The organism is Streptosporangium sp. NPDC000563 (assembly GCF_040299985.1).
In the GTDB taxonomy this organism is placed as follows: Bacteria; Actinomycetota; Actinomycetes; order Streptosporangiales; family Streptosporangiaceae; genus Streptosporangium.
Window position 1 is genome coordinate 132,556 of sequence record NZ_JBEPDA010000002.1, and the last position, 17,271, is coordinate 149,826.

Consider the following 17,271-nt stretch of genomic DNA (forward strand, 5'->3'; position numbering starts at 1 on the left):
ATCCGCGCCGGTGTGGCGTCGACAGGGGGCGCGGGCAAGGAGGCCGATCTCGGGATCCGCCCCCGGTGGCGACGGCGAGGCGCGCCACCGGGGAGCCGGTCACGCGACGGTCAGGTGACGGGCTCCTGCCAGGCGGCGTCCCAGGTGGTCCGGTCGACGGCGCCGGTGACGGCGAGGCCCTTCTCCTTCTGGAACTTCCTGCAGACCTCACTGGAGGCGGGGCCGTACAGGCCGTCGACGTCGATCGCCCAGCCCCGGTCGCGCATCCGCCGCTGCCAGGTGCGGACGTCCTCCCCCTGCATGACCGGCGGCTGCTTGAGTATGCGGCCGGGGAAGGAGGGGTGGGGTCCGGGCGGGTTGGGAGCCCCGCCGGGGCGTGGGGCGCCGCGCTTGACCCACGCGTACAGGGGCTCGCCGGGGCAACTGGTCGAGTAGCCGTCGCGGTGCCCCTTGATCTCCCTGCCCGCCCCGCCCTTGTCCCTGAGGTATTCGATGGCGTCGAGGATGCCGTGCAGGATGTTGTCGGTCGGCTTGGTGAACCCCGAGGAGCCGACCAAGCCGAGCACCGCGTAGTGGTCGCTGTTGAGCCCGGCGCCGTTGGCGGCCGGGACGTTGCGCACGCCGCGCCCCTCGAAGACCTTCCGATGCGGACAGACCAGCATGGAGTATCCGACATCGATCCAGCCGTTGCCGTCCATGTGGTGGCTCTGGATGGACTTCACCAACGCGACACACTTGGCGTGGTCGTTCACGATGTCCGGGCTGACCTGGCCACCCGTGTAATGGACCTTCACTCCCTTGGTGGAGTTGAGCTTGCTGTAGGAACCGCGCGGCTGGCGGGCGCCCCACTCACGGCGAGTAACGAGATCGATGGCCACGAAACGTCTCCACTGTCTGAGTGATATTGCCCTACCGGAGCGTAATGGCTGACACGGCACCAATGAGGCCGTTAAACCAATTGATCCCTTGTCGCGGTGTGATGGGGGAAGCACTCCGGATGGTCGTCGGGTAGCGAAACAGCCGTTCTCCTAACCCCTGCCGGGCCCTCTAAACCGCACCCTCCCCCGGCCCAGCGAGGCTCGGCGAGCCCCGTCGAGGTGGGAGCGCGCTTCCCTTCTCCAGGTTCCTCTCCCCTCGGCGCGAACGCCGTGGGGCACCGGCGAGCCAGGCATCCGGCACGCCGCCCCGAACCGGGCGGTTCCCCTTTCTCCTCCGTGTCCCCCGTTCACCCATCACACTTCACATCACCGACAAGACGGATAGCCTTCCCCCATGGTCGTGACCCCCCTCACCCCTGACGACCCGGTTCGGCTCGGCGCGTTCCAGCTTGCCGGGAGAGTCGGTGAGGGCGGCCAGGGCGTCGTCTACCTCGCGCACGCTCCCAGCGGTGAGCGGGTGGCGGTGAAGGTGCTGTTCCGCGGCGACACCGCGTCGCGGGCGCGGCTCGCCCGCGAACTGTCCGCCCTGGAGAGCGTCGCGCCCTTCTGCACGGCGCGCGTGCTGACCGCCTCCGTGGACGGCCCCCTCCCGTACGTGGTCAGCGAGTTCGTCGACGGCCCCTCGCTGGAGGAGAGGATCCGCGAGCGGGGCCCGCTGCGGGGCGGCGAACTGGAACGCCTGGTGGTCGGTACGGCGACCGCGCTGACGGCCATCCACGCCGCCGGGGTGGTGCACCGCGACTTCAAGCCCGCCAACGTGCTGCTCGGCCCCGACGGCCCCAGGGTGGTCGACTTCGGCATCGCGAGGGCGGAGGGCGCGGCCACGACCGCCTCCGGCCTGATCGGCACCCCCGCCTACCTGTCCCCCGAGCAGATCGGCGGGGCTCCCGCCTCACCCGCCTCCGACGTGTTCGGCTGGGCGGCCACCATGCTCTGCGCGGCGAGCGGCAGCCCTCCCTTCGGCGCCGACACCGTGCCGGCCGTGCTGAACCGGATCCTCAACCACCACCCGGACCTGTCGCCCCTGCCCCCCGCCTTCGCCGGGTTGATCGCCTCCTGCCTGGACAAGGATCCCGCCCGCCGTCCGACGGCCCGCGCGCTGATGGTCGGCCTCGTCGACCCGGTCGCCGCCGGCCCCTCCGCCGAGTCCACCGAGGACCTGGCCAGGATCGGCAGCCGGATCGCCGCCCCTCCGGGACGGTCGGCGCTCACGACCCGGGAATCCCGCCGTGGCCGGCGGGGCGCCGTCACCGGCGCGGCCCTCGTCACGGTGTCGCTGCTGATCGCCGCGGGGGTCGCCGCCTGGCTCATTCCGGGCATCCCCGAGACCGGCGTCAACGGTTCCGGCCGGGCGACACCGTCCACCCCGCCGTCGCCGTCGTCGCCGTCGTCGCCGTCGTCGCCGTCCGGAGGCGAGGGCCCGTCCACTCCGGAACCCTCCGGCACCGAGAGGCCGGCCCCGCCGGGGAACGGGGTCGAGATCCCCGCCTCCTTCGCCGGAGCGTGGGCCGGTGACGGCGTCACCTCCACCAACCCGTTCTCCCCCGGCGAGAAGCGGATCGAGGTCACGCTCAGAAAGGGCGACGACGGAGCCGAATGGGCGGAACCGGTCAACGGCTGCAAGGGGCGGATCACCCTGGCCAAGGTCACCGCCGAGGAGTTGACCTTCACCCTCGGCTCCGGCACCGGCTGCGTCCCCGGCACCGTGTGGCTCAGGCGCAAAGGTGACGCCCTGACCTACACCTGGAAGGACGTTCCCGGCCCCGAACTGGTCACCGAGACCGGCGACCTGACCAGGAACCGATGAGGCCCTGACCGGCCATGATGCCGATGACGACGATCACCGCGCCGAGCGGCTGGTTCCACGTCAGCGTCTCACCCAGGACGAGCACCCCGAGGACGACCCCCACCAGCGGGGTCAGGTACGTCACCGTCGAGGCGGCCGTCGCCCCCCAACGGGCGATGACCGTGGTGTTCCAGATGTAGGCGAGCCCCGTACCCAGGACGCCCAGGGCGGCCATGCTCGCCACGACGGGCAGGTCCAGGCGCACCGGACCGCCTGCCAGCAGCGGGCTCAGCGCGAGCATGATCAGGGCCGCCACGCTGATCTGGGCGGCGGCGATCGTGGGGGCGTCGTAGCCGTAGGAGACCACGAAGCGCCGCGTGTAGGCGAAGGCCAGGCCGTAGCAGAACGTCGCCCCCAGGCAGGCCGCCTGCGCCCATCCGGGGCCGGCCTCGCTCAGGTTCCACGGGGCGAGGACGACGACGACACCCGCCGCACCCAGCAGCAGGCCGAGCACCCCCGCCGCGTCCAGGCGTTCCTGGCGGAGCGCGGCCAGGGTCACGAACATCGTCATCAGCGGCGTCGTGGCGTTGTAGATGCTGGAGAGCCCCGAGGGGATGTGCTGCCCGGCCCAGGCGAACAGCAGGAACGGCACCACGCACAGCAGCAGCGCGACCACCCCCAGGTGCGCCCAGAGTCTCGGCTGCCTCGGCCATCTCCGGCGGGTGACCAGCATGATCGCGTTGAGGGTGAGCGCTCCCAGCGTGAGACGGCCCAGCACCGTCTGGACGGGAGACAGGCCGGTGAGAGCGACCTTGATGAACAGGAAGCTCGCCCCCCAGGTCAGGGCGAGCGCGAGATATCGGGCGAGCACCGACCTGCTCGCCGGGAGCGGCGCGGCGTCGGCCGCCCGCACCCGCGGAGCTGCCGGGAAGGTTCTTTCACGGGTCACCGGAGCAGTCTCATCAGGCGCTGAGCATGTGTCCAATGAGTTGCCCCGGCGGTGTGATGAGATGTCCTCATGAGGGCCACGGTCGCGCAACTCCGAGTCTTCGCCGCCGTGATCGCGAACGGCGGCTTCGGCGCGGCCGCCGAGGAGCTGGGCATGTCACAGTCGGCGGTCTCCCACGCGCTCGCCGCGCTTGAGCGCGCTCTCGGCGCACCGCTGGTGCTGCGGCACGGAGGCGTGGGACCCACCGCCCTGGGGACGACGATCCTGCCGCACGCCCAGGCGGCGCTCGCCTCGGTGTCCGCCATCGACGAGGCCGTCTCCGCACACCTGGGACAGCACACCGGAGTCGTCCGCGTCGCCGCCCCGCCCACGGTCTGCTGCGGGCTGCTCCCCCAGCTCATGCGGACGTGGCGCGCGGAACTCCCCGGTGTCGAGGTGCAGGTCTTCGAGGGTGACGACGACGAGCTGTCTCCCTGGCTGGAGACCGGAGTCGTCGACGCCGCCGTCCTCGTCGATCCGCTGCCCCCTCCTCCCGCGCATGTGGTGGTGGGCCGCGACGCCTTCCACGCCGTGGTCCGCACCGATCACCCCCTCGCCGGTCAGGAACACATCACGATGGCCGAGCTGACGGAGGATCCGCTGCTCGTCTCCAAGGGGGGCTGCGAGCCGCAGACCCGACTGCTGTGCTCCATGGCGGGTGTCCCCTACGCCCCTGCCCAGCATGTGCGCGAGCTCGGCACACTCATCGGAATGATCGCCGCCGGTATCGGCGTCTCGACGGTTCCCGATCTCGGCCGCGGCCTCCTCACCCCCGGGCTCGTCATGATCCCGCTGAAGCCGTCCCTGACCCGTGCCCTCGTCCTCACCGGTCCGCTCACCCGCCCGCCGAGCCCTCTGGTCGACGCCCTGCTCCGCACCGCCCCCGAGGCCCCCGCTTCCTCGGCGGCCTCCTGAGTCCGGCGCGAAAACCCTTCGACCGCAGAGCGTCCCGCGAGGATCATTGGCGCCATGTCCGTACTCAAGGAGGTCGACTTCCAGCCGGAGCCGCGCCCGGTCGAGCTGCCGATGAAGATCTGGCTCGACGACGGCGACGCGGCGGTGGACGTGATCGACGCCCTCGCGTTGTCCCCCTTCGCGACCGGGGCCCAGCCCTGGTCGCGCACCGCGAACCTGGAGCGGGTCCGTCCCGACGCCTCTCTCGCCCCCGCCTCGGGAAGGCTCGTCAGGGCGGCCTCGGAGAAGGACGGCCGCGACTCGCGGCTGCTGTGCGGAGAGGGCTGGACCCTGCGCGTGATCCGCTACCGCAACCGCGCCGCCACGGTCAGCGTGACCGCGGTCGACGAGGGACTGGCCCGCTCGGTGCTCGAGGAGATCACGAGGGACGCCGAGGAGCCCGCCCCCGAGAGCGACCACGTCACGATGGGCTTCTGGTGGCAGGGTCCCCGGGGCAGCCGCCGCTCGGAGAAGCCGATCACCGCCGCTCCCTGGGCGGAGGTCGCCGGCAACTACGCCAGGTCCGTGAGCGAACCGCTGTCGCGGCTGATGTCCGTCACCCCCTCGGAGGCACACGGCCGGCTGATCCTGCTGCACGGGCCGCCGGGCACCGGCAAGACGACGCTGCTGCGCACGCTCGCCCACGAGTGGCGGTCGTGGTGCCAGGTCGACTGCGTGCTGGACCCCGAGCAGCTGTTCCACTCCCCCGGATACCTCATGGAGGTCGCCGTCGGCTCCGACGACCATGACCACGACGACGGAGGCGACAGCGGAGATCGGTGGCGGCTCCTGGTGCTGGAGGACTGTGACGAACTGATCAGGTCCGGCGCCAAGGAGGCCACCGGACAGGGCCTTTCGCGCCTTCTCAACCTGACCGACGGGCTCCTCGGCCAGGGCCGCGACGTCCTGGTGGCCATCACCACCAACGAGGACCTCGCCCACCTCCACCCTGCCGTCACCCGTCCCGGCCGCTGCCTCGCCCAGATCGAGGTCGGCGCCTTCCCCCACGACGAGGCCGCCCGCTGGCTCGGCACCGCCGAAGGGCTCTCCGCCTCCGGCGCGACCCTCGCCGAACTCTTCGCCCTCCGCGACGGCGTCATCAACCGCGCACCGGCCCCCCAGGAGAACACCGGCCTCTACCTCTGACGGGCACTCGACGGACACGGCGGGCCGAGCGCCGCCGATCGGCCGGAGGGAGATCGGGGGGAGGCGGGGGGAGGGCGACGCGGGCGTCCGATCCGCGCCGCTCTCCGCCTCCGGGCGGCGCGGACCGGGTGGCGACCGCGGGCGCATGGGCCGGGATCCGGCGGGGTACCAGCAGCCCATGCCCGATCTTCTACCGGAGGAGACCCTCCGGCGGCTCGTCGACCTGCTGGTACGCCTCGTCGAGGCGGCCGGGGCGGCCGTCATCTTCGTCGGCGCCGCGATCGCGTTCGTGCGGTTCGTGCTGGTGGCCGTACGGCGGCACGAGGACGGGTTCATCGCGGTGCGGCTGTTCCTGGGACGCTTCCTCGCGCTCGGCCTGGAGTTCCAGCTGGCGAGCGACGTGCTGCGCACGGCGATCGCGCCGAGTTTCCCGCAGATCGGGCAGCTCGCGGCGATCGCGGCCATCCGCACCGCCCTGAACTTCTTCCTGAACAGGGAGATCCAGCGGGAGGGACGCACGATGAGCGAGGCACGCGGGGGCGCCTCGCAGGCCGTCCCCGGCGGGCGGGATTCGCCGGACGACCCCGGCGGGCGCGTCCCGCCCGGTGCGGGGAATGACTGACCTCGCCCGCACGCTCGTCCCCCTCATCGTCGTCATGGGACTGGCCGCGGCGCTCGCCGTCCTCCTCTCCGGCGCCGCCGCCGGCACCGCCCTGGGAGTGCTGCTCGACTTCCTCCTCGCGGCCGGGCTCCTGCGCCTCTCCCAGGCCCAGACCTGGGCGGCGATCATCACCGCGGCGCTCACGGTGCTGATCCGCAAGCTCGTCGCCACGGCGTTCTCGGCGTTCTCCGCACACGCGACGGGACGGCGTCCGCCCGGCCACCGTCCCGCCACCCCCGCCCCGAGCGGACGGGCTCAGGACCGTACGAGATAGTCGTGCAGGCGGCGGCACTGGCGGCCGAACCCCGACGAGGAACGGCGTGACGACGGGGCGAGCCCGGTGATCTCTCCTCGCGCCCCGGCCCGGCCTGCCACCTCCACGCCCAGGGCGACGAGCTCGGTCGCGCCCGAGCGCGGCCGCTCCCCCTCCCCCGGCAACACGTGCGGCAGTGCCGCCCGGATCACCTGCCAGACCTCTCGGTGGGCTCCCTGCCCGGCCGCCCGCCCAAGCCCGGCCACCGCGTGCGGCAGCTTCACCCAGGTCCGCTCCGTGAGCAGGGCGAGCTGCCTGCCGAGCGCGTCCGCGGGCAGGTCCCCCCTCGCCGCCATCCGCAGTACCAGCCGCACGCCACGGTCCGGATCCCGTTGGGCGAGGAAGAAGGCGAGCAGCAGCGCGATCGGCTCACCGGCCGGCCCCTCACCGGCGGTGAGCGCCTCGACGTCTTCCGACTGGACCCCGGGCCGGTACCAGGAGTGGAGCAGATGAGGGAGATAGCCGGCGGCGACCACGTCGCGGTGCGAGGGCAGGACGGCGGGCCACCAGCCCAGGCACTGGCCGTGCATCTCCCCGTGGCTGCTCGGCACCTCGCCGAGCAGCTCGTCGACGAAGGGCAGGCCGGTCGTTTCGGCCCGCACCCGGGGGACCGGATTCAGGCGGGCGCCCGGAGGCGGCTCGTGTTCGTCGGTGTGGCGAAGGTCCCCGTTCTCGCTGAACGTCCAGCGGACGCGCGTCTCCACCTCGACCGGCCCCTCCGCCAGCCATCGCGCCGCCCGGCGCCCGGCCTCGGAGGTGAGCCCTCCGGCCCGGACGACCGCCTCGGGCTCCACCGTCGCCGGCAACCGCAGCAGCGCCTGCTGGAAGTCTGCGGGCAGCGGCTCGGCCCCGGTGGCCTCGACCGCCTCCAGCCGGGTGAGGAAGACGGCGGGATCGAGGTGACCGGTGGCGGCGGTCGGGGTCGCGAGCAGGACCGGCGGCAGCGTTCCCGCCCTGAGCGCGGCGAGCACCTCCGCGCACCGCCGGAGCACGAACCGGTGCGGCGCGGAGACGTCGTACTCACCGGGGAGCCGGTCGGGCCTGAGCACCCGGGCGGCGCCGTACGCCTCCCCCGGCCCTGTCGCCCCGCCGCCCTCGCCGACTCCGGCGAGGACCCGCATGATCTGGTCGCGCGCTCCGGCGAGAAAATCACCGAGGAACATCTCCCAGCCGCCCAGGCTCCCCGAACCGGTCGTGACGTTCCCGAAGGTCCACCCCTCGGAAACCTCGGGATCCTCCCGAACCGCCGGTCCGGGGTCGGCGCCGGGGGTGACGAGTTCGGCGGCGATCGCGGTGAACCAGTCGTGCGGCGCGTACCAGTCCTCCCTCCGGTAGAGCTCGTGAATCCGGTCGACGCTCCCGCTGAGCGCGGCGCGCAGCGCCTCGCGGTCCTCCGTCGCGAGCAGGACGAAGCCCGCGAGCCACCGCTCGGCCTCCTGCCAGTCGCGAGAGGAACCCGCGCGGACCAGTTCGGCGACCGTACCCGGTGGATCGGGGAAGGCTCCTACCGGATCGGGTGGGATGAGCGGCGGCGGGACGAGGACCTCCGGCTCGGCCTCGGGCTCCGGCTCTCCCCCGACCGTCTGGGCGAGGAGCCGTCTCAGGTCGGGCGGGAGCGCGTCCAGCGCCGAGCGCAGCGTCTCCGCGCCGAGCGGGGTGAGGTGTGCCGCGTGCTTGGCCGCGAGGCGCGTGGCGCGTTCCTGTACGGCGTACGCCTCGTGTCCGAACGCGGACGCCAGAGCCGGGGCCAGCTCGTCGGCCCGTTCCGGCGACCGCCGCAGGGTCTGGTCGAGCCAGGTCAGCCCGGTGCGTACCAGCCCGCTCTCGGCGCGGAACAGCACGCCCTCCAGTGCCTCGGTCACGTCGGCCGGGTCGAGGTGGTCGAGGCGGCGCAGGTGCCTGAGCGCGAGTTCCGCGACCGGCCCCGGCGCGGCCGGCAGCAGGCGCAGGTAGTCGCGGGCGCGGGCCTCCACCTCCGCGTACGTGTGGTCGAGCAGCTCGTGGAGGCGGACGAAGAACCGCAGGTCGACGGCGTCCCCTCCGCGCAGGAACCGGCTCACGCAGCCGTTCAGGAGCATCTCGCGGCTCGCCCGCCCCTCGCCGCCCAGCATGGCCAGGGCACCGAGCCAGGAGTCGGAGCGCAGCGGGGTGCTTCGCTCCTCGCGCAGGGCACGGCCCACGCCCTGTGCCTCGAAGATCCTCGGCAGCAGGGTGTCGAAGAGCGGGTCCCTGCGGAGCCTGCTCGCACCGGGCGGCGTGGCGAGCCAGCCGAGCACGAGCGGGTCGTGCTCGGGCGGGGTCACGCCGGTACGGCGGAGCAGGTTCAGCGCCAGTGGCACCCCCGGTGAGGTCCGGTCGCGGATCCGGAGCGTGAGCCGGGTGACCAGATCGGCCTGCCACTCGGGCTCCCGCGCGGAGATCACCGTCATGAGGGCGTCGGTGTCGCCCGGCCTCTCCCAGCTGAAGAACGCGAATTCGCGGCGGTTCAGCCAGGTGGCCACGGCCGCCGCGCCACCGAGCGAGCCCGCGCCCGCCACCCGCAGGCGTTCTCTCCGCGCGCCCCGGCTTTCCCACCGCTCGAAGTCGTCCGTCCCGAGACGCACCGACCTGAGGTGTCCCGGCAGTTCCTTCGCGACCTCCTTGCGCCCGGCGGCGTCGAGCCCCGCCATCCGGGCCGCGAGTTCGTCGAGGCCACCGTTGTCGATGAGGTCGCGGACCTCGTCCCAGACCGTCATCGGGAGTCCTCCCCGACCTGGGAGAGCGGCGCCGCCGGGGAGGCGTCCGGGGTGCCGGCGGCCATCCGGGCGGCGAGCACATGCTTGCAGGGGCCTCGCGAGCCCCGGTGGTCGTACCACCACGGGCAGGTGCACGACCCCTCCGCCGTCCGCACCAGGCGGACGCCGCCTCCGGTGGTCACCTCGGCCGAATCGGCACCGGTGAGGCGGACGGCGCCGGAGGCCAGCAGGGCGCGGGCGGAGCCGAGCCTGGGGTTCAGCGCCGCGACGTGGTCGCGGTCGTAGGGCAGCTCGCGGTGGAAGTGCGCGGCCTCGAAGAGGTCGTAGCCGACCCGGCCCGCCGTGCCGAGCTGGGTGAGCGCGGCCCGGACCCGCTCCGGCGCGAGCCCGGAGCGTTCGGCGAGCAGGCCGAGTTCCAGGGTGGGCTCGAAGTCGAGCAGGACGCCGACCAGGTCGGCGTCGCCGGCCACCACGTCCGAGGAAAGATCGTCCAGGACGGCTCCCTCCCCGGAGAAACCGCGCCAAGCCTGCGGAGAAAGCACCAGTGTGTACCGCATACCGGGCAGTTCCAGCTCCCAGGCGCTCGCCCCCGAGCCGTCCGCCGGCCCGTACACCCGCAGAGCCTTGGCGAAGCGCAACGACGGCATCATCGTCGCCAGCCTGCCGGCCCCGGCCAGATGGACCCCACCGGGTAGGGCCCGCTCCGAAAGTCTCAGTTCCCTGCCCGCGGGGACCGCCCACACCTCGGCCGTCGCCCGCTTCGGCAGGCCGCGCAGGAACCTGACGGCCTGCGGCCCGGCGAGTTCGGCACGCAGGTCGAATCCGGAGGCGATCACCTGGACCTCCGCGAAACCGCGCAGCCACCGGTCGGGCAGCGGCACCTTCTTCTCCACGACCGCGCCGTCCAGGGTGGTCACGGTGAGCTCGTCGGGGCCGACCCCGACGTGCAGCGGGTCACGGGCGCCGACCCTGGCCAGTGCCTCACGCAGCGGGTTGTTGACGTCCACGTTGGTGGTGCCCCGGTCGAAGATCTCACCGTCGAGGGCGGGGCCGAGCACGTCCAGCCGGGCGTAGACGCCACCGCAGGCGGAGAAGGACTCGAATCGAAGACGGTCGCCACCACAGGTCACGACCGGATCGCGGGTGAATCCCGGCTGCGGCCGGTGGTAGCGGGCCAATGCCACGTCGGCGACCGCGAGCAGGCCGGTCGCGGCCGGTGCGGCCTGGGTGAGCACTCCGCTGAAGAAGCGGGGATGGTCGAGAAACCCCGACGTGGTCCGGCCACCGGATGTCGACAGGCCCAGATGTCCGTCGGCGAGTGTGGAGGGGCCGGCATAGGCGTAGGCCTGCACTGCGTTCGTCATGAGCCGGACGGTAGAGATCGCTACCGACAAATCCGATCTCGTCCGCACGGCAGGCGTCGGCCACCGACGCCGAGGACTCCCGCCGAAGCCGCCGGGACTGTTCGGGCTCCTGGGGCTCCCGGGACTCCGGGGCGAAGGGCCGAGGGTTCGGGAGCCCGTCCGAGGCCCGGGACCGGCGGACCTCCCGGCCGCCGGGCGGGCCGGAGGGGAGTCCCCGGTGAGCACGTCCGGGCGATCCGGTGATCGGGCCGGACGGCCGGGCGCCGGGCCCCGGGGTCCGGCCGAACCGGGAACGCCGGGATCAGGTCAATACGCCTATCCGATCTCCGATCGGTTCGCGAACAATTCGGGGAAGGCCGCGCGATTGATCCGGGTGATGGAACGGGCCAATGTCGGCCAAGGAGCAAACGACCATCGCCGTCCCCCCTCTCCCGCAATGCGAGACGCCCGGAATCATACGGTCCGCAAGGCGAGTCTTGCCTTACCGGAGAGTGTCGAGATCACACCTCAATGTGATCGGCAACGTACCGGCGGCACCTTCGAAGGCGCCCGATACCGGACACCTGAAACCCGTGCACGGGCGGCGCGCATTCCGGGGGCGGGGAAGCCATTTGTCCTCCGGAATCCCGGAACGCGCTCGGTTACGAACTTCCGGCGTGCGCGAATTGTCCGCCGAGCGTCCGGCGCGAACCGCGCGAAGCCTCTCCTTCCACCTCTCCCGGCCTGGCCCACCCCTCGTCCCTTCCGTCGGTCTCGGTGTGACAAGTACCGTGAGCAGCGAAAATGGAACGAAAGAACCTGTCTGCCGGCCGAGAGGACCGCCGCGGCAGGCCGGCGCCTCCGGCGCCACGGAGCGCGGGAAACGAACCGCGGCCGAACGATGCACCGGAGTGCCCCGAAGTGGTGGAAGTCGATTTTTTTCCGGGCGGCCAGGATGGAAACCACCCGGAGGTCACGAAACTCCAAAGCGCCCCGGCCCCCCTTCGGTAAAGCCCGCCGGGGCGGCCGACAGAGCCCGGCATACAAGCCGCCAAGGGGTCCCGGTGTCGTCGTCGTTTTTAATGCCCCGCGAACGGGAAGCATTTACCAATGACGTGGAGACGCCGGAGTTCGACCTCGAGTAATTAACCTGAGGGAGTGGATCTCCGGCGAACAGGGGTTTCCTGGGCGCGACAACGAAAGGAGGGACTAGAGTTTTACGCGCGGGGAAGAGACGCGGGACCATCGTCGGCCGGGTTCACGGCCGCACGCTCCGGCGCCAAGATTAAGGAGTCACACAATGGCACGTCAGCAAGTCGTCACGTTCACCGATGACATCACCGGTAAGAAGGCCGACGAGACCGTCTCGTTCGGCCTCGACGGCACCGCCTACGAGATCGACCTGAGCTCGAAGAACGCCACGAAACTTCGCGAGGCCCTCAGACCGTTCCAGTCCGCCGCCCGCAAGGCGAGCACCTCCATGGGCCGCAAGGGCAGGGCGAAGGGTTCCGGCGGCAACCGTGAGCGGAGCGCCGAGATCCGGGCGTGGGCGAAGTCCCACGGGATCGAGGTGAGCGAGCGCGGACGCATCGGAGGAAAGGTCGCCGAGGCGTTCGCCGCGGGCGACCCCAGCGTGGCGAAGGGCTCGACCAAAAAAACCCCGCAGACCGCGCACAGCGAGTGAGGCCGGGCTCCCGGACCCTGTAGGGGTGGCGGCGTCATAGCCGACCGGGAGTGCTCGAAACGACCACATAATGACCACATGGGGTGCTACTTCCAACCCGGAGGGGTATGCACCTTTTGATGAAAAGCTTTGGGAATCTGGCTCCGGGGGCGTTCTTTGATGAGCGAGGTCGCACAGATCTGTTCGGATCTGATCAGATTCGACACCACCAACCCCGGCACCGGTGAACGTCCGGCGGCCGAGCACGTCGCCACCCTGCTGTCCGACGCCGGGGTCGAGCCCGTGGTGTTCGAGTCGGCCAGCCGCAGGACCAGCGTGATCGCCAGGATCCCCGGCGACTCGCCCGAGGCCCTGCTGATCCACGGCCACCTCGACGTGGTCCCCGCGAGGCCGTCCGACTGGCGGATCCCCCCCTTCTCCGGCGAGGTCTTCGGCGGATGCGTCTGGGGCCGGGGCGCGATCGACATGAAGGGCACCCTCGCCATGACGCTCACCCTGGTCCGCGACTGGGCCCGGCGCGGGGTGCGGCCGGATCGGGACATCGTCCTCGCCTTCCTCGCCGACGAGGAGGCCACCGGCGAGTACGGAGCGCGTTACGCGGTACGGCGCCACCGCGAGCTGTTCGACGGCTGCACCGACGCGATCAGCGAGTCCGGCGGCTACAGCGTCGAGGCCGGGGGCGCGCGGATCTACCCCGTCGCGGTGGGCGAGCGCGGTACCGCCTGGATGCGGCTCACCGCGACCGGCGTCGCGGGCCACGGCTCCCGCCCGCCGGTGGACAACGCGGTGGCCGAACTCTGCCACGCCATGTCCAGGATCGCCTCCCACCGCTGGCCGGTGCGGCTGACGCCCGGAGTGGCGGCGCTGATCGATGAGCTGTCGGCCGTTCTCGGCGAGCGCATCGATCTCGACCGGCTGGAGGAGGAGGCTCGGCGGCTCGGCAGGATCGGCGACCTGTTCGGGGCGCAGATCCGCAACTCGGCGAACCCGACGATGCTCCAGGCGGGCTACAAGGTCAACGTGGTCCCCGGCACCGCCGAGGGACACGTGGACGGGCGGTTCCTGCCAGGGCATCGGGAGGAGTTCCTGGAGACGATCGACCGTCTGCTCGGCCCCCGGGTGACCCGGGAGTTCGTCAACATCGAGGACGCCCCCTCCGCCCCGCTGGACTCGCCGTTCTTCGACCGGCTCCGCGCCGCCCTGGTGGCCGAGGACCCGTCGGCGCGACCGGTGCCGTACGTGATGTCGGGCGGCACCGACGCGAAGTCCTTCGCCGGGCTCGGCATCAGGGGCTATGGCTTCGCCCCGCTGATGCTCACCCCGGACCTCGACTACTTCGGCATGTTCCACGGGGTGGACGAGCGTGTCCCCGTCGAGGGTCTGGAGTTCGGCGTCCGCGTCCTGGACCGCCTCCTCACCTCCCGCTGAGGTGATCTCAGCCACTCCCGCTCATCCCAATCCCCACGAAAACGGGGCAGCCTTTATCACAATCAAGCCCTGCCTGGGACTTCCGTATACATGCCGGACACGGCCCGCCGGAAACTGGGGCATCATGACTCACGTGCCGATTCTCATGTACCCCTCGGTGACCGGCAGGTCTCGCGACGAGACGCGAAGGCCGGTGACGAGCCCTTCCGACACCGTCGACGAGACCACCGCCCCACCCCGCCCGAGCGATCCGCGGCGCTCCCGCGCCGCCTTCGGGGACGGCGCGGATCGGAGAGACCGGCGTGAGTGAGCACGGCACCGGCCGGCACGCCGGGCCGGGGAGCGGCGCCCCCACGCCGGGCAGCGGGCCGGACATTCTCCGCCCCGGCGCGAACACGGCCTCCGGTCTCCGTACAGCCGACGGCAAGGTCGATGCAAGCGGTCCGGCCGACGATGGCGGCGTGACGCGCGACGGAGGCGAGCGGGCGACGGGCGGGACGGCCACCGAGGCACGCGGGACCGGCCTGATGGACCGCCTCCGCAAGGACCTCAGGAACCCACTGTTCCTGCAGGGCTACGCGCTGATGATCAACACGGGGATCACCGCCGTACTGGGGCTCGGCTACTGGTTCCTCGCCACGCACCTGTACAGCGCCACCGCGTTCGGTGAGGGGCAGGCCCAGATCAGCGCGATGCGGCTGTTCTCCTCCCTGACCGGGCTCGCCTTCGCGGGCGCCATGGCCAGGTTCATCCCGGTGGCCGGGCGCCGCACCGCCGAGTTCATCCTGCGCGGCTACGCGGTCGCCGGAGCCACCGGCCTGGTGGCGGCGCTGGGGTTCCTGCTGACCTTACCGCTGTGGGGATCGGTCTACGCCGACCTCGGCGGGCTCGGTCCCGGCCTGTTCTTCCTCGCCTCGGTGCTCGTGTGGACGATCTTCACCCTCCAGGACGTGACGCTGGCCGGGCTGCGCAACGCCGTCTGGGTGCCGGTCAACAGCCTGGCGTTCGGCCTGGTCAAGATGGGCCTGCTCATCGCGCTGGCGCACGCGCTGCCGCAGGGCGGCGTCTTCGGCGGCATCTTCGTCTCGTGGATCGTGCCGACGGCCATAGCGCTGATCCCGATCAGCTGGCTCATCTTCGGGGTCATCATCCCCAAGCACGTCAAGAACACCGAGGTGACCGCGGCGAACCCGCCGCGCCTGCGCGAGGTGGGTCGTTTCCTCGCCGGAGACTTCCCCGGCGCGTTCTCCATCCTGCTGATCCTCTATCTCGTCCCGGTCATCGTCGCGGGCTGGCTCGACGACGCCCCGACGTTCGGCTATTTCTCGATAGCGCACACCCTGGGCTCCATGGTCGGGCTGCTCGCGGCCAACATGGCGGTCTCGCTCACCGTCGAGGGCTCCTTCAACGCCGCCCAGCTGGGACAGAGCGTGCGCAACGCGCTGCGGCGCACCTTCCTGATCGTCGGGCCGGTCGTCGCGGTGGTCGTGCTCGGCGCGCCGCTGATCCTGGGCGTGTTCGGCCCGGGGTTCGCCGAGGCGGGCACGCCGCTGCTGCGCCTGATGGCGATCGCCGTGCTCCCCCAGACGGTGATCGAGATCTGCCTCAGCATGCTGCGCGCCCAGAGCGAGGCACGCAAGCTCGCCCTCGTCCAGATCGGGATGGCCGTCCTGGTCCTCACCTCGATAGCGGTGCTCTTCCCCCACTTCGGAATCGCCGCGGTGGGCTACGCCATGCTCGGCAGCCAGCTCCTGGTCGCGCTGCTGATCTTCCCAAACATGCGCAGAGTGATGAAACATGGCAAAACATCCCAGGTGGCGACCGGTTAGGGCGACACGGCCCTTCCGGTTTGCGGTCGCGATGTCGTACGTGATATCTGGTCTCCGGTGACTCCTGAGCACATAGTGGCGAAGCGGACTCATCGCCTCTGTCTTCCGCTGCCTTCCAACCGCCTTGGCCTGTATCTGGCCCTGCGGCACTGGTGCAGCCCCGGTCAGCGGCTGCTGATGTCACCGCTGTCGGCGGACGAGATCCTCTTCCTCGTGCTCGCGGCCGGGCTGCGCCCGGTCATCGCCCCCCTCTCCCTCGACGACGGCAACATCGACGTCGACGCCGTCGACCTCGACACGGTCGACGCGGTGCTCACCACCAACCTGTACGGCCTGCCGGACCGGGTGGCCGCGTTCGGCGGCAAGATCCTGATCGAGGACGTCGCGCACGCGATCGAGACGAGCGTGAACGGCAGGCCGATCGGCACCTTCGGGGTGGCCGGCGTGTTCAGCCTGTCCAAGCACGCGGGAGCGGGCTCCGGCGGAGTGATCGCGGTCGAGCACCTCTCGGATCTGCGCGCCCTGGAGCGTGACCGCGACCGGCTGCTGCAGCCCGGTGTCTTCAAGAAAGAGATCCACAGTGTGCTGACCTCCGCGGGCCGGCACGCCGCGCTGCGCCTGAACATGGTCCGCCCGGCGCTGAAGGCGATGCGCGCCCTCGGCATGGAGGAGGAGCGCGAGGGATACCGCATCGCGCCACGCCCCGAGGATCTGCTCAAGGCGATGGAGTACGCACCCCAGCAGTTGCCGGCGTTCGACTCCTGGGTCCGGGCCGACCTGCACGACTACCGGGCCAGGCGGGGCCACCTTTCTCGCTGGTACCAGTCGAGGCGCCTGCACGCGCTGCCCCGCCAGCGGTCGCGGCGGATCGCCGGTGTCTCGACACTGGCCGCGCTGCCCACCGTCGCCCCGGCCGTACGCCGCCACCTGGACCAGCCGCTTTTCCGGGTTCCGCTGCTGGTCTACGGCCGCGACGCGGCCATCGCCGAGCTGGAGCGGCACGGGGTCGCCACCGGATACCTCTACGACCCGCCGTACGACGGTTACCTGCCCGAGTTCACCGACCCCTCACCCGAGCCCGAGGTGGCGCGCTGGTGGGCCCGGCACGTGCTGCCGATCGACCCGCTGTACGCCCATCGCGCCCTGCCGGTCATCGAGCGGCTCATCCCCGCGGTCCCTCCGCTGCCGCCCAGGACGCCCTCGGGACCGGCCTCCTTCGACGTCGCGTAGCGAGCCTGTCGTATTACCAAGCGAACTATCTCGTTACTAAGCGAATAGGGCGATATCCCGATAGATTCAGCGCATCGGGTGGCGATTCGAGGGAAGAGCGGATCGGGGGATTCGCCACTCGGGAAGTCGGGGGATCGGCGGTTCGTGATCGGGGGATCAGCCGCCGCCTGGTTCTGGGACGGTTTCCACGTGCCGTGACGCACGTCCCCATGCGCGCCGTCCGGACCTCCCCTGCT

14 protein-coding genes are annotated in these 17,271 nt (G+C 71.6%); 10 read left to right on the forward strand and 4 right to left on the reverse strand.

Annotation, left to right across the window (positions count from 1 at the left end; all coding sequences use genetic code 11):
* Positions 1-110: 110 nt before the first annotated feature.
* Positions 111-878: a peptidoglycan recognition protein family protein gene (locus ABT352_RS09010; RefSeq protein ID WP_350943741.1), complete on the reverse strand. Its 768-nt coding sequence runs from the start codon at positions 876-878 to the stop codon at positions 111-113.
* Between the two features lie 394 nt (positions 879-1,272).
* Between ABT352_RS09010 and ABT352_RS09015 the strand changes: the two genes are divergently transcribed.
* Positions 1,273-2,745, forward strand: a complete 1,473-nt coding sequence (locus ABT352_RS09015; RefSeq protein ID WP_350943743.1) for a serine/threonine-protein kinase — start codon at positions 1,273-1,275, stop codon at positions 2,743-2,745.
* Here ABT352_RS09015 and ABT352_RS09020 read toward each other — a convergent pair.
* Positions 2,711-3,673 (reverse strand): DMT family transporter, encoded by a 963-nt coding sequence (locus ABT352_RS09020; RefSeq protein WP_350943745.1) that lies wholly within the window; start codon positions 3,671-3,673, stop codon positions 2,711-2,713. The genes ABT352_RS09015 and ABT352_RS09020 overlap by 35 nt on opposite strands.
* A 69-nt stretch (positions 3,674-3,742) precedes the next feature.
* Between ABT352_RS09020 and ABT352_RS09025 the strand changes: the two genes are divergently transcribed.
* The 4 genes from ABT352_RS09025 (at position 3,743) to ABT352_RS09040 (ending at position 6,747) form a co-directional block, all read left to right on the forward strand.
* Positions 3,743-4,627, forward strand: coding sequence for a LysR family transcriptional regulator (locus ABT352_RS09025; protein ID WP_350943746.1), 885 nt, complete (start codon positions 3,743-3,745; stop codon positions 4,625-4,627).
* 54 nt (positions 4,628-4,681) lie between these two features.
* Positions 4,682-5,812: a DUF5925 domain-containing protein gene (locus ABT352_RS09030; RefSeq protein ID WP_350943748.1), complete on the forward strand. Its 1,131-nt coding sequence runs from the start codon at positions 4,682-4,684 to the stop codon at positions 5,810-5,812.
* A 178-nt stretch (positions 5,813-5,990) separates the two neighbouring features.
* The gene (locus tag ABT352_RS09035; protein ID WP_350943750.1) at positions 5,991-6,434 is read left to right on the forward strand and encodes a DUF1622 domain-containing protein; all 444 of its coding nucleotides are present in this window, start codon (positions 5,991-5,993) and stop codon (positions 6,432-6,434) included.
* Positions 6,427-6,747 (forward strand): hypothetical protein, encoded by a 321-nt coding sequence (locus ABT352_RS09040; protein ID WP_350943751.1) that lies wholly within the window; start codon positions 6,427-6,429, stop codon positions 6,745-6,747. The genes ABT352_RS09035 and ABT352_RS09040 overlap by 8 nt, the downstream gene beginning before the upstream one ends.
* On the opposite strand, the gene ABT352_RS09045 is transcribed toward ABT352_RS09040, so the two are convergent.
* Both ABT352_RS09045 and ABT352_RS09050 read right to left on the reverse strand, forming a co-directional pair.
* Positions 6,729-9,521, reverse strand: coding sequence for a DUF7824 domain-containing protein (locus ABT352_RS09045; RefSeq protein ID WP_350943752.1), 2,793 nt, complete (start codon positions 9,519-9,521; stop codon positions 6,729-6,731). The genes ABT352_RS09040 and ABT352_RS09045 overlap by 19 nt on opposite strands.
* On the reverse strand, positions 9,518-10,885 hold the full coding sequence (locus ABT352_RS09050; RefSeq protein ID WP_350943754.1) for an SWIM zinc finger family protein: 1,368 nt from the start codon (positions 10,883-10,885) through the stop codon (positions 9,518-9,520). The genes ABT352_RS09045 and ABT352_RS09050 overlap by 4 nt, the downstream gene beginning before the upstream one ends.
* A 1,279-nt stretch (positions 10,886-12,164) precedes the next feature.
* Here ABT352_RS09050 and ABT352_RS09055 point away from each other — a divergent pair.
* The 5 genes from ABT352_RS09055 (at position 12,165) to ABT352_RS09075 (ending at position 17,035) form a co-directional block, all read left to right on the forward strand.
* Positions 12,165-12,548, forward strand: coding sequence for a histone-like nucleoid-structuring protein Lsr2 (locus tag ABT352_RS09055; protein ID WP_350943755.1), 384 nt, complete (start codon positions 12,165-12,167; stop codon positions 12,546-12,548).
* Between the two features lie 159 nt (positions 12,549-12,707).
* Positions 12,708-13,976, forward strand: a complete 1,269-nt coding sequence (locus ABT352_RS09060; protein ID WP_350943756.1) for a M20/M25/M40 family metallo-hydrolase — start codon at positions 12,708-12,710, stop codon at positions 13,974-13,976.
* Positions 13,977-14,109: 133 nt separating this feature from the next.
* Entirely contained in the window at positions 14,110-14,286 is a 177-nt protein-coding gene (locus ABT352_RS09065; protein WP_350943757.1) for a hypothetical protein, read from the forward strand.
* The gene (locus ABT352_RS09070) at positions 14,279-15,805 is read left to right on the forward strand and encodes a lipopolysaccharide biosynthesis protein (RefSeq protein ID WP_350943758.1); all 1,527 of its coding nucleotides are present in this window, start codon (positions 14,279-14,281) and stop codon (positions 15,803-15,805) included. The genes ABT352_RS09065 and ABT352_RS09070 overlap by 8 nt, the downstream gene beginning before the upstream one ends.
* Before the next feature lie 57 nt (positions 15,806-15,862).
* Positions 15,863-17,035 carry a DegT/DnrJ/EryC1/StrS family aminotransferase gene (locus ABT352_RS09075; protein ID WP_350943760.1) on the forward strand — a complete coding sequence of 391 codons (1,173 nt, stop codon included), beginning with the start codon at positions 15,863-15,865 and terminating at the stop codon, positions 17,033-17,035.
* The last annotated feature ends 236 nt before the right edge of the window (positions 17,036-17,271 follow it).

What these genes read in the sequence shown, in the direction of transcription:
- ABT352_RS09015 (WP_350943743.1), top strand. Translation starts at nt 1,273, where the DNA reads ATGGTCGTGACCCCCCTCACCCCTGACGACCCGGTTCGGCTCGGCGCG.
- ABT352_RS09025 (WP_350943746.1), top strand. Translation starts at nt 3,743, where the DNA reads ATGAGGGCCACGGTCGCGCAACTCCGAGTCTTCGCCGCCGTGATCGCG.
- ABT352_RS09030 (WP_350943748.1), top strand. Translation starts at nt 4,682, where the DNA reads ATGTCCGTACTCAAGGAGGTCGACTTCCAGCCGGAGCCGCGCCCGGTC.
- ABT352_RS09035 (WP_350943750.1), top strand. Translation starts at nt 5,991, where the DNA reads ATGCCCGATCTTCTACCGGAGGAGACCCTCCGGCGGCTCGTCGACCTG.
- ABT352_RS09040 (WP_350943751.1), top strand. Translation starts at nt 6,427, where the DNA reads ATGACTGACCTCGCCCGCACGCTCGTCCCCCTCATCGTCGTCATGGGA.
- ABT352_RS09045 (WP_350943752.1), bottom strand. Translation starts at nt 9,521, where the DNA reads ATGACGGTCTGGGACGAGGTCCGCGACCTCATCGACAACGGTGGCCTC.
- ABT352_RS09050 (WP_350943754.1), bottom strand. Translation starts at nt 10,885, where the DNA reads ATGACGAACGCAGTGCAGGCCTACGCCTATGCCGGCCCCTCCACACTC.
- ABT352_RS09055 (WP_350943755.1), top strand. Translation starts at nt 12,165, where the DNA reads ATGGCACGTCAGCAAGTCGTCACGTTCACCGATGACATCACCGGTAAG.
- ABT352_RS09060 (WP_350943756.1), top strand. Translation starts at nt 12,708, where the DNA reads ATGAGCGAGGTCGCACAGATCTGTTCGGATCTGATCAGATTCGACACC.